11 protein-coding genes, 2 pseudogenes and 1 other annotated feature are annotated in these 10,227 nt (G+C 70.1%); of the genes and pseudogenes, 8 read left to right on the top strand and 5 right to left on the bottom strand.

Going from position 1 to position 10,227, the window contains the following annotated elements; translation table 11 throughout:
• Together ACFC02_RS39850 and ACFC02_RS39845 are read left to right on the top strand one after the other, a co-directional pair.
• Positions 1–349: transposase (locus tag ACFC02_RS39850; RefSeq protein ID WP_376367467.1), on the top strand; the 349-nt coding region annotated here is incomplete at its 5' end.
• Complete coding sequence (locus ACFC02_RS39845; RefSeq protein ID WP_376367465.1) at positions 346–1,080, top strand: IS5 family transposase; 735 nt, start codon at positions 346–348, stop codon at positions 1,078–1,080. The genes ACFC02_RS39850 and ACFC02_RS39845, both read left to right, overlap by 4 nt.
• Positions 1,081–1,100: 20 nt before the next feature.
• Here the strand turns inward: ACFC02_RS39845 and ACFC02_RS39840 are convergent, their stop codons facing one another.
• Positions 1,101–2,066: an NAD(P)-dependent alcohol dehydrogenase gene (locus ACFC02_RS39840; RefSeq protein WP_376367463.1), complete on the bottom strand. Its 966-nt coding sequence runs from the start codon at positions 2,064–2,066 to the stop codon at positions 1,101–1,103.
• A gap of 101 nt (positions 2,067–2,167) precedes the next feature.
• Between ACFC02_RS39840 and ACFC02_RS39835 the strand changes: the two genes are divergently transcribed.
• The 4 genes from ACFC02_RS39835 to ACFC02_RS39820 all read left to right on the top strand — a co-directional run bounded on the left by ACFC02_RS39835 (position 2,168) and on the right by ACFC02_RS39820 (position 3,836).
• On the top strand, positions 2,168–2,848 hold the full coding sequence (locus ACFC02_RS39835; RefSeq protein WP_376367471.1) for a TetR/AcrR family transcriptional regulator: 681 nt from the start codon (positions 2,168–2,170) through the stop codon (positions 2,846–2,848).
• Positions 2,849–3,054: 206 nt separating this feature from the next.
• On the top strand, positions 3,055–3,285 hold the full coding sequence (locus tag ACFC02_RS39830; RefSeq protein ID WP_376367461.1) for a hypothetical protein: 231 nt from the start codon (positions 3,055–3,057) through the stop codon (positions 3,283–3,285).
• Positions 3,240–3,368 (top strand) — a sequence feature (AL1L pseudoknot). (Overlaps the previous gene by 46 nt.)
• Positions 3,309–3,500 carry a hypothetical protein gene (locus tag ACFC02_RS39825; RefSeq protein WP_376367459.1) on the top strand — a complete coding sequence of 64 codons (192 nt, stop codon included), beginning with the start codon at positions 3,309–3,311 and terminating at the stop codon, positions 3,498–3,500. (Overlaps the previous feature by 60 nt.)
• Complete coding sequence (locus ACFC02_RS39820; RefSeq protein WP_376367469.1) at positions 3,501–3,836, top strand: IS3 family transposase; 336 nt, start codon at positions 3,501–3,503, stop codon at positions 3,834–3,836.
• Here ACFC02_RS39820 and ACFC02_RS39815 read toward each other — a convergent pair.
• Both ACFC02_RS39815 and ACFC02_RS39810 read right to left on the bottom strand, forming a co-directional pair.
• On the bottom strand, positions 3,734–3,952 hold the full coding sequence (locus tag ACFC02_RS39815; protein WP_376367457.1) for a transposase: 219 nt from the start codon (positions 3,950–3,952) through the stop codon (positions 3,734–3,736). The two genes, ACFC02_RS39820 and ACFC02_RS39815, sit on opposite strands and share 103 nt — an antisense overlap.
• A 299-nt stretch (positions 3,953–4,251) precedes the next feature.
• Positions 4,252–7,305, bottom strand: a complete 3,054-nt coding sequence (locus ACFC02_RS39810; RefSeq protein WP_376367455.1) for a BTAD domain-containing putative transcriptional regulator — start codon at positions 7,303–7,305, stop codon at positions 4,252–4,254.
• 189 nt (positions 7,306–7,494) lie between these two features.
• On the opposite strand from ACFC02_RS39810, the gene ACFC02_RS39805 reads away from it, so the two are divergent.
• Positions 7,495–7,917: a hypothetical protein gene (locus tag ACFC02_RS39805; RefSeq protein WP_376367453.1), complete on the top strand. Its 423-nt coding sequence runs from the start codon at positions 7,495–7,497 to the stop codon at positions 7,915–7,917.
• A gap of 104 nt (positions 7,918–8,021) precedes the next feature.
• Here ACFC02_RS39805 and ACFC02_RS39800 read toward each other — a convergent pair.
• Positions 8,022–8,454: pseudogene (locus tag ACFC02_RS39800) on the bottom strand (DUF2267 domain-containing protein).
• On the opposite strand from ACFC02_RS39800, the gene ACFC02_RS39795 reads away from it, so the two are divergent.
• Positions 8,432–9,715 (top strand): IS4 family transposase, encoded by a 1,284-nt coding sequence (locus ACFC02_RS39795; protein ID WP_376367451.1) that lies wholly within the window; start codon positions 8,432–8,434, stop codon positions 9,713–9,715. The pseudogene ACFC02_RS39800 and the gene ACFC02_RS39795 overlap by 23 nt on opposite strands.
• On the opposite strand, the pseudogene ACFC02_RS39790 reads toward ACFC02_RS39795, so the two are convergent.
• Positions 9,601–9,938: pseudogene (locus tag ACFC02_RS39790) on the bottom strand (transposase); the annotation flags it as partial. The gene ACFC02_RS39795 and the pseudogene ACFC02_RS39790 sit on opposite strands and share 115 nt — an antisense overlap.
• Between the last annotated feature and the right edge of the window lie 289 nt (positions 9,939–10,227).

Genomic DNA, 10,227 nt, shown 5'->3' with positions numbered 1-10,227 from the left:
AGCGCGACTTCATCGCGCTGGTCGACGGCGTCCACCAGCTCGTCAAGCGCCGATCGTGCTGGTCCGGGACCGCCCCAACACCCACGTCTCCCACGTCATGGGTGAGCTGATCGCCGAGCGCGAGTGGCTGACGGTGTTCCTGCTGCCCGCGTACTCGCCCGACCTCAACCCGGTCGAATGGGTGGAGGCGCACGTCAAGCGCAGCCTGGCCAACCTCGCCGTGGTTGCCCTCGACCGGCTCGAGACCCTCGTCCGTAACCGGATCAAACGCCTCCAGTACCGGCCCGCCACCCTCGACGGCTTCATAGCCGGCACCGGCCAGGCGCTCGATGAACTCGCGTCACCTTGACGAGCCGAAGTCAGTACGACCTGTTCCGCCGATGGCAGCGGAACGGCACCTGGCACCGGGTACTCACCCAGCTCCAGTCCCTGGCCGACGCGAATGGCGCGATCACGTGGGACCTGAGCGTCGACTCCGCGGTATGCCGTGCCCATCAGCACGGGACCGGGGCCCGCAAGCGGGGTGACTCACAGAAGGAACCACCAGGCGGCATCTTCACCGAGCCTGGTGATCACGGGCCGGGACGCTCGCGCGGCGGGTTCACCACCAAACTGCCCCTGGCCGTCGAGCAGGGCCAAAAGCCCATGTCGATCGTGGTGACCACAGGGCACCGCGGGGACTCGCCGCAGTTCGGACCCGTCTTGGAGAAGATCCGCGTGCCCCGCATCGGGGCGGGGCGGCGACGTGTCCGTCCCCATCGGGTCCGCGCTGACAAGGCATACGCCTCCCGCAGAAACCGCGCCTACCTGCGCCACCGCGGAATCCGCGCCTACCTGCGCCGCCGCGGAATCCGCTGCACCACCCCCGACAAAGCCGACCAGGCGCGCCACCGCCTCAAGCGTGGATCGCGTGGCGGCCGGCCGCCGAAGTTCGACAAGGACGACTACACACAGCGGCACGCGGTCGAGTGCGGGATCAACCGCCTCAAGAGGCACCGCGCCGTCGCCACGCGATACGACAAGCTGGCGGTCCGCTACGAGGCGACCGTCCTCATCGCGGCCATCGACGAGTGGCTGTGATCAACACCTCCACAGACGTCCTACGCGACCCTGACCACGTACTTGCCCTGGACGCCGCCCGCCTCCAGCGCCCGGTGTGCCGCTGCTGTCTCCTCCAGGGGGAAGACCATGTCCACCGCAGGGCTCAGCTTGCCCTCGACCACATGGCGGGCGAGGTCGTCGAAGTCCGCCCGCGTGGGGTTGCCGCTGAAGAAACGCACCCGGCCGCGTCCGTGGACCGTGCTGGCCGCGAGGTAGCCGAGCGACGCAGCGGGCCGTTTCAGGTCGAAGGCGATGGTGACCATGCGCCCGCCCGGATTCAGTAGGCGCCGGAAGGCCCGCAGGTCGGTCCCCGCGGTGTCCACGACCACGTCGAAGCGGCCCAACTCCGCCGGCCGCACGGTCCGGTGGTCGACGGCCTTGTGCGCGCCGAGCCCGCGGACGAAGTCGAGGTTGGCTGCACGGGCCAGGGCCGTGACCTCGGCGCCGTACACCCGTCCGAGCTGGACGGCGGCATTGCCGACACCGCCCGCCGCGCCCCGGACGAGGAGTCGTTCGCCGGGGCGCAGCCCGGCTTTGTCCCGCAGCGCGGTGATGGCCGTGGTGGCCACCGGCAGAGCGGCAGCGTCCACCAGGTCGAGGCCGTCGGGGAGCCGGCCGACCCGCTCGACGGGTACGGTCACGTACTCGGCGGCGCTGCCGAACCCGGAGGTGCGGCCCAAGACCCCCCATACGCGGTCGCCGGCCGCCAACCGTGTGACTCCGGCCCCCAGTGCGGCGACCTCGCCGGTGAAGTCCAAGCCGACGCGCTTGGGGAATTTCCGGCCGCTCAGGAGGCGGAGACGGCCGGCACGGGCTGCCAGTTCGCCGCCGTTGACGCTGAATGCGCGCACCTTCACAAGGACCTCCCCGGGGGCCGGCTCAGGACGTGGCACGCGGCCCGTGTAGAGCACATCGGGGCCGCCGTAGCGGTCGTAGAGCACTGCCTTCATCATGCGGTCGTTCATCGTTCTGCCTTTGCCGCCGGGGGCCGTACAGGGATCTGGCATCGACCGTAAACTCTCAAGTGGACGCAATCGTCCGCTTGGACCGGAAGCGAGAGACAGTGATGGCGGAATCCTCTCGGATCACAACCCGGGACGGGGTGCGGGCGGACGCCCGGCGCAACCGGGAGCGGGTCCTCGTCGCCGCCCGTGCGGTCTTTGCGGAGCACGGGATCGACGCCCCGATGGCGACCGTGGCCCGACGGGCCGGGGTCGGCGTGGCGACGCTGTACCGGCATTTCCCGACCCGGGACGCCCTGGTGAGAGGCGCGTTCGCGCAGCAGATGGAGACCTGCGCGCGGGCGCTCACCGAGGCTCTGGCCGCCCCTGACCCGTGGCAAGGCTTCCAGCAGCTGGTCGAGACGGTCTGCGCTCTGCAACGGGAGGAACGCGGGTTCCCGGCCGCGTTCGTCGCGGCCTTCCCGGAAACCGCGTCGGAACACGCGCGGTCCCGGCAACGAGCTGAGCGGGACTTCGCGACTCTGGTACGCAGGGCCCAGGCGTCTGGCGCGCTGCGGGCCGATTTTCACCCTTCCGACCTCGCCGTGGTCCTGTTGGCGCACTGCGGTCTGGTGACCGCTCTACCGGATGACGGTGCAGCGTCCCGGCGCCTGGTGGCCTATCTGCTCCAGTCGTTCCGCACCGACCCGGCCAACAAACCGCTGCCGCCGCCGACTGCGCTGACACTGCGCAGCCTCCCGATGGCAACTGACGGTCCCCAGGGGCAGCGGTCCCCCAGAGCCTGACATGAAACGGTACCTGCCGCAGGGCACGTCCAGTCCGACAACTCCACTTTCGCAACAGTGAACCGCTCCGGGCCTGATGGAGGCTCGATTCCCTGAGAGGATCGAGTCATGGCCCGCCCGTCCCCTTACCCTGCCGAGCTTCGTGAGCGTGCGGTGCGCCTGGTCGCGGAGAGGCTCGCCCCAACTACCCAACTGAATGCGCCGCGATGAAGGCGGTCGCCGCGAAGCTGGGCATCGGTTCCGCCGAGACGGTGCGGACGTGGGTCCGCCAGGCCGAGGTCGACACCGGCCGGCGGCCCGGCGTCACGTCCGAGGAGGCCGCGGAGAGCAAGCGGCTGCGGGCCGAGAACTCCGAGTTGCGCCGGGCCAACGAGACCCTCGAGGCGGCCCCGGCTTTCTTCGCGGCCGAGCTCGACCGGCCGTCGAAGCGCTCGTAGCGTTCATCGACGCCCACCGGCAGGTGTTCGGGGTCGAGCCGATCTGCAAAGTCCTGACCAGCCACGGACTGAAGATCGCCACGAGCACCTACTACGCCGCCAAGAACCGCACTCCCAGTGCACGGTCGGTTCTCGACGCGGGGCTGAAGACGCAGATCAGCCGCGTCCACGCCGACAACTCCGGCGTCTACGGAGTGCGAAAGGTCTGGAGGTAACTGCACCGCGAGGGTATGTCCGTGGCCCGCTGCAGGGTCGCCCGACTGATGCGCGACCTCGGCCTTGAGGGTGTCCGACGCGGGAAGAAGAGCGCCCTCGAAACCCCTGGTCGCGGCAGGCACCGATGCCGCTGCCTTCACCGACTGCGCGTCGATGACGGCGGCCGTCGGCTCCGCATCCCGGCCCGCAACCGTGCGGACCCGGCCGCGCAGCCGGTCGTGGGACTCGACGGTCAGGCCTTGTCGCGCCAGCGCCGGAAGAAGGCGTGGACGCGGTCCCACGCGGGGAAGTCCGCCGGCATCGCCCGCCAGGTGATGCCGCCTGCGACCAGGTAGCGCACCGCGTCCACCATCTGCCGGTGGCAACAGCTCTCCGGCAGGCCGCCGCGGCCCTCCAGCCAGCCGGGAACCGGCGTCGCATCGCGTACGACCGCCCACTCTCCTTCGCTCATGTCCGACGGACACTTGGAGCGCCTGTGCGGCCGGTGCGCGGCGTTCCCGAACCGGTGAGCGAGACAATCACACGACAGGGATGCCGAGTCTGGACGCCAGCGGCGTCGGCACGGAAGACTGCAGCACCAGAGGCGTCCTGTTGCCCGTTTGGCTTCGACACCCTCGAGCTGTGCGGGAGGCCCCGCCTTCATGCCCCATCGGCCACGAGATCACCCCGACGGAGTCGACGACCTCGAACTCACGCTCACCGAGATCGAGAGAGCAACGGCTTCTTACGTCCAGGCGGGGCGCATTCGCCTCAATGCTTACGTACCTCTTCAGCCTCTTCGCGGGAACGAGCCGCGGCCGTGTGGTTGCCGGACAGGGCGTATGCCTCGGCGAGGGTGTCCAGGCCGACGGCCAGCCACCTGCTGGAACCGATCTGTCTCCAGAGCCGGACGGCGGCTTCGGCGCGCCTGCGGGCCGGTCCCGGACGGCCGACCGCGAGTTGTGCCTCGGCGAGTGCGTACAGGGTCGCCGCTTCGCCCCATAGGTTCCCGAATTCCCGGTACGTCCACAGGCTCCGAGCCAGCAGGCGGCGTCCTTCTCGGTGCTCGCCCTGGCGGACCAGGACGTCCCCGAGCCAGCAGGTGGCGTGTGTGGCGCTGAGGCGGTCGCCGAGGTCCTCGCTGATCGCGACGGCTCGCCGGTAGGCGTCGGCGGCGGCCGGGTGGTCGCCGAGTGCGCGATGGCTCTGGCCCAGGCAGCGCAGGGCCTGAGCCTCCCCTGGCCGGTAACCCGCGACCCGGCTGACGCGCAGACACTTGGTGAACCGCGCGATGGCGGCTTCGACACGGTCCTGCTCGAGGTCGATGACGCCGAGGCCGTTGGTCGCGTAGACGAGGCAGTTGACGTTGCCCGCCGATTCGGCGAGCTCGGCGGCCTCTTCGAAGTGGAACACCGCGGAGGAGTACTGGCCTAGGAGCCGGTGCACATAGGCGAGCCCGGCCGTGGCACTTGCCCGGTACGTGGGCCCCTCGCCCTCGGCGAGCAGCAGGGCCTGCTCGAAGTGGTCGAGTGCTTCCGGGTAGCGGTCGAGGATGGTGGTGAGTTCGCCGAGGCAGCGGTGGATTTTCGCGGCGCTGTGCCGGTCACTGCTGCTGAGGGCGGCTTTGAGCGCCCGGTTCTGAAGCCTCTCCCAATCGTCGAAGTGGCTGCCGACCTGGAAGAGGGTCGTGAGGGCGGTGGCCAGTCCGGCGGCGGGTGCGACACCCCCTCCTCGGTCCAGGGCCTGTTCCGCCACGGCGATGAGGAACTGGCGTTCGTCGTTGAACCAGGCGAGCGGGTCGGCGAGCAACTGGTCGGCCTCGGCGGGGGCCGGCTGCCATGAGGCCAGGTCCAGCTGCGAGATGCCCTGGAAGTCGACGCTGAGGGTGTCCGCGGCGAGGTCGGCGAGGTGCAGGCTCGCCCCGAGTAATCGGGTGAGGGCGTCCGTGCGCTCCCGCTCGGGGATGTCCTTCTCCGCGCACTCCCTGGCGAACAGCCTTATCAAATCGTGGAGTTGGTATCGGAACCCGGTTGCGTTCACCGAACAGGTCTGCACCAGGTGTACTTCGACCAGGTCGTCGAGGACTGCCTCCGCCTCGGGCAGGCCGGTGTCCAGCAGCGAGGCCAGGGCCCAGGGGGCGAAGCTCGGTCCGGGCAGGTGCGTGATCAGACCCAGGGCGTGCTGGGTGGCCGTGGACATCTGCTGATAGGTCAGTTGGAGACTGGCCCGTACGGCGATGTGGCCGACGGCCAGCTCGTCGAGCTTGCGTTGCTCGTCGGCGAGTGCGCGTGCCACCTTGGCCAGGGGCCAGTGCGGCCGGGCGGCCAGCCGCGCACCGGCGACCCATACCGCCAGGGGAAGGCCACCGCAGGTTTCCACGATGGAGCGGGCGGAACCGGAGTCGGCGTCGGTCCGGTCCCGGCCCAGCATCTCGCGCAGCAGGTCGAGTCCCCTCGTGGGGTCCAGTACGTCCAGGGGGAGTCGGCGGCCGTTCAGTTCCGCCATGGTCGTCCGGCTGGTGACGATGGTGGCGCAGCGCACACCGCTGGGCAAGAGGTCGCCCACCTGCTGGGCACTGGCGGCGTTGTCCAGGACGACGAGCGTCTGCCGTCCCGCCAGCAGTGTGCGGTAGAGGTGTACGCGGCCGGTCAGCTCAGCGGGGACGGCGCCGCCGGGGATGCCGAGCGCGCGGAGGAAGGTGCCGAGGACCGTGAACGGCTCGGCCGGATCGTCGCCGAAGCCCCGCAGGTCCGCGTGGAGCTGACCGTCGGGGAAGCAGGAGGCGAGCAGGTGCCCAGTACGTACGGCGAAGGCGGTCTTGCCCACTCCGGCGGGGCCGGTGACCAGCAGTGTCACCGGGCCGGGCCGTTCTTCGCCGAGCAGTCGGCGCACCTCGTCCGTCTCGGCGTCCCGGCCGACGAAGAGTGACAGGTCCGCCGGGAGGAGCCGGGGGGCGAGCTGGCGTGCCACGTGCGGGGCCGCGTTCGCGACCGTGCCGCTTTTGTCCGGCGGTTTCGTGACGGTGGCAGGCCGGGTGGTACCGGCCGGTCTCGTGGTAGGGGGCGGGGCGGTGGAGCGGGGCGCGGCGAGCTGCGGGTCGGCGGTGAGAATTTGTTCGTGCAGTCGCCGCAGCGCCGAGCCGGGGTCGACGCCCAGTTCGTCGGCGAGTCGCCGCCGGGCGCGCTCGTACACCTCCAGAGCTTCGGCCTGCCGTTCGCACCGGTACAGGGCCAGGATCAGTTGTCCGATCGCGCGTTCGTCGAGCGGATACGCCTCGGCGCGAGCGGTCAATTCGCTCACCATCGTGTCGTGTTGGGCCAGGCGCAGCCGCACGTCGGCAAGCTCCAACTGGGCGGCCAGCCGCTCGCCGTCGAGGAGGTGGCGTTGCGCGTTGAACCACGGGGTGTCCACGCCGGTGAACGCGCTGCCCCGCCACAGCGCCAGCGCTTCCCTCCACAGGGCCTCCGCCTGCCCGTCGCCGCTCGCCTGCCGGGCCTTGGCCGACAGTTCGCGGAAGCGGTGTGCGTCCACCACCGAGGGTTCGACCGCCAGTCGGTAGCCGCCGCCCCGTTCCCGTGTGATGGCCGTACCGTCGGCAGCGAGTACGTGGCGCAGCCGGGAGAGGTATCCGTACAGCGTCCGGCGGCCGTTCGCCATCTCGGTGTTCCCCCACACCCGGTCCACCAGAGCGTCGGCCGACACCGGCCGGTCCGCGTCGACGAGCAGCGCGGCGAGCACTCGCCGCTGCATCGCGTGCCCCACGTCGACCGGGACCCCGTCCCGCCGTACCTCGATGGTTCCCAGGATCCCGAAGCGCGTGGCCATCAATCCCCCTGCGGCACCCGACCGACTCTACGCCACACACTCTGGGCGCCCCCGACCTGTGGTTCCAGGCGGATTCCAGCTTTTTAGAAGGTTTGCCGACGTCCGTCCCGGCACTGTGAGTGGCACGTCCCCGGAACTGCGGGGAGAAGCCATCACACGGTCGCAACAGGACCAGACAAGGAGCCCGACATGCGTGTACGTCGCACCATCGTGTCTGCCGTTCTCGGCAGCATGCTTGCTCTCGGCGCGGTGGCCGCGCCCGCCCACGCGGCATCGACGGACGCATCCGCGAGTGTGGCGGGCGAAGCGCCGAACTGGACACCGTCGAATGCCCCCGCCGGCGCCCTGGCCTGTGGCATCACGCCCACGACGAACGGCTATGGGGGTGCCACCGTGACAACGGCCATTCATCTCAGGACCGGTCCGAGCAAGTACTGCGGCGCCGCCAGCGGCACGCTCTACGTGGACCAGCGACTCGGCGGCTGGTGCAAGTACTGGAACGGGTCGAACTGGTGGTACTACGTCAGCGTCGGAGGCGCGGCCCCGTACGGCTGGATCTACGGGGGCAACGTCTCGGGCGAGGAAACGATCAAAACGGTGTGCGACGTCTGACGCGGGGCGGATGTGCCGTGATTTGACGCCGGCTTGTCCGGGGCTTGTCCGACCCTCCCGGGCAAGCCCCGGACGGGGGCAGGCATCTACGACGCCGGGCTCGCTCACTCCGCCCGTCCGACCAGCAGGGCATAGCTTGACGGGAGTTCGGCCGGGAGGCGGGTGACCAGGTCCTCGCCGACCAGGGGTGGCAGCACGCTGGGGACCGAGCTGACGTCCCAGCGGCGGTGGCGGGGAGTGGCTCCCTCCATGCGGGCGGCGACGGAGTCGACGAACTCCGCTGCGGTCAGCGGAACGGGTGGCCGGGATCTGCGAGGCGACCGGCCGGGTGGCGGCCTCCTCGGGCAGGGCGAGGTCGACCGGTTCGGCGCCGATGACATGGCCGCCGAGCGCGGACAGGACGATGCGGGCGCCGCTTACCGCCTCCGGCCTGGTGGCGTGCTGACCCGACTCCCGCACGGCGTCGATCAGCCGGGTCCAGCCGCCGCCGTCGCTCACGAGAGCGGAGCGGTCGGTGTGCGACGGGGCAGGGATCAGGTTGGCCGGGGCCGTGCGCCTCGTTGTCGCGGACTCGAAGACGGTGGCCACCTCGTGGGGCCCCTCATTCCGGGCTGTGGCCCGGCCACTGGGCAGGGACGACGATCTCTTCTGCGGGCTGCGGGTGCTCGCCCTGGGCGGAACGTTGCGGGCCGTGCCGGACACGGCGGCGAACAATGACGCCTTCGGCAAGTCGGGATCACAGCGCAGTCCGATGGGGTATCCGCAGGCTCGCGTGGTCGCGGTGGCCGAGTGTTCCTCCCACACCGTGCTCGACGCCGTGGTCGGAGGGTTCAAGGAGTCCGAGCGGATCGTCTCCGACGCCCTGAACGCCCACGTCGGGAGCGGGACGCTGTTGCTGGCCGACCGCGGGCTGTGGGGTCTGGCCCGTTGGCACCGGCTCCGGGACCAGGGCACTCACCTGCTGTGGCGGATCGAGCGGCGCAAGGCGCGCCGGGTCCAGGACGTGCTGCCCGACGGCAGTTACCTGGCCAGGCTTGAGGCGAACAAGCACAGCAAGGCTGCGGGGACGCTCAAGGCACCACCGGCCCTGGTCCGGGTGATCGAGTACCGTGTCGACGGCCAGCCGGACATCGTCCGGCTGATCACCAGCCTGACCGATCCCGAGAAGTACCCGGCTGCCGAGCTTGCCGCGCTCTACGCCCGGCGCTGGGAGATCGAGCTGGTCTTCGACGAGATCAAGACCCACCAGCGCGGGCGGCCGGTCCTCAGATCGCAGACCCCGGACGGGGGGCGGCAGGAGATCTACGCGCACCTGATCGTGCACCATGCGACCCGTGATCTGCTGGACGAAGCCGCCCGCCTGCACCGCATTACAGCAGAGCGGACCTCGTTCACCCGGGCCCTGCACGTCGTCCGCCGCACGGTGTTCTCACCGAGCGGCTTTTCCCCCTCCGCCCGCAGAAGTGACCGGCGCCTCGGACTCGCCGAGATCGGCCGCAGCCTGTTACCTCGCCGCCGGCCCCGTGACTGCCCACGCAAGATTCGCTCTTGCATCACCGGCCACGGCAGTTGGGCCGCCGGAGAACCCGCCAGCCACCGTCGTTCGCCAGTTGTCGTCACCCTGAACCACCGATGGCTTCGACTTCCACGCAGCCCTTGCGGACTTCCATCAGCGGCTGTACCAACACGCATCCCGGCGGCGTCGTGGTGGGCACGGACCGTGGTGGAATCCACGCTGACCAGCGACAAGTCCGCTCTCCCCGCGCTGGACCCCTCTGCGGTCATGCCTGCCGGTTGAGCGGAGAAGGCACCGGCATCCCGCCGGACGCGGAAGCGCCCGTGGACGGTGGGCCACGGGCCGAACTCGGTCGGCGTCTCCCGCCACTGGGCACTGGAGCGGAACCGCCAGATCACCCGTACGACTGCTCCCGCAGCCGCTCGGGGCAGGGCCGTACCTGCCGATCGGCAGGTACGGCCTCGATGACCTTGCTCTGAGCGTCGACGAGTTGTCTGCGCGTCACGACCAATCTGCTACCGCCCTCCACTCCACGAAGAGGGAAGGGGAAGGAAACTGATCACGACATCACACAGGCCCCTAGTTGTAGTCACGCATAGTGCACTGCACGATGTCGCCAGTGGGGTCACAGCCCTCGAAACCGGGCACGGTGATGGTGTAGGCGTCCTCGTCGAGCAGGCGCATCTTCCTCGCGAAGACGGGCCTTCCCCCGTGATGGTGGACACGCGTCTTTGATCACGCGGCGAGCGTGAGTTTAGCGGCGTGGTGTCGGCGTTCGTATTCGTTGGGGCTGA

This window comes from Streptomyces sp. NPDC056160 (genome assembly GCF_042268205.1).
GTDB lineage: Bacteria > Actinomycetota > Actinomycetes > Streptomycetales > Streptomycetaceae > Streptomyces.
Note: the sequence above shows the minus strand (reverse complement) of the source record. Positions and strands in the feature narration are given on the sequence as shown.

Excerpts from the sequence above, each read along its gene's own strand:
- ACFC02_RS39840 (WP_376367463.1), bottom strand. The coding sequence starts at position 2,066 with ATGAACGACCGCATGATGAAGGCAGTGCTCTACGACCGCTACGGCGGC.
- ACFC02_RS39835 (WP_376367471.1), top strand. The coding sequence starts at position 2,168 with ATGGCGGAATCCTCTCGGATCACAACCCGGGACGGGGTGCGGGCGGAC.
- ACFC02_RS39830 (WP_376367461.1), top strand. The coding sequence starts at position 3,055 with ATGAAGGCGGTCGCCGCGAAGCTGGGCATCGGTTCCGCCGAGACGGTG.
- ACFC02_RS39815 (WP_376367457.1), bottom strand. The coding sequence starts at position 3,952 with ATGAGCGAAGGAGAGTGGGCGGTCGTACGCGATGCGACGCCGGTTCCC.
- ACFC02_RS39810 (WP_376367455.1), bottom strand. The coding sequence starts at position 7,305 with ATGGCCACGCGCTTCGGGATCCTGGGAACCATCGAGGTACGGCGGGAC.
- ACFC02_RS39805 (WP_376367453.1), top strand. The coding sequence starts at position 7,495 with ATGCGTGTACGTCGCACCATCGTGTCTGCCGTTCTCGGCAGCATGCTT.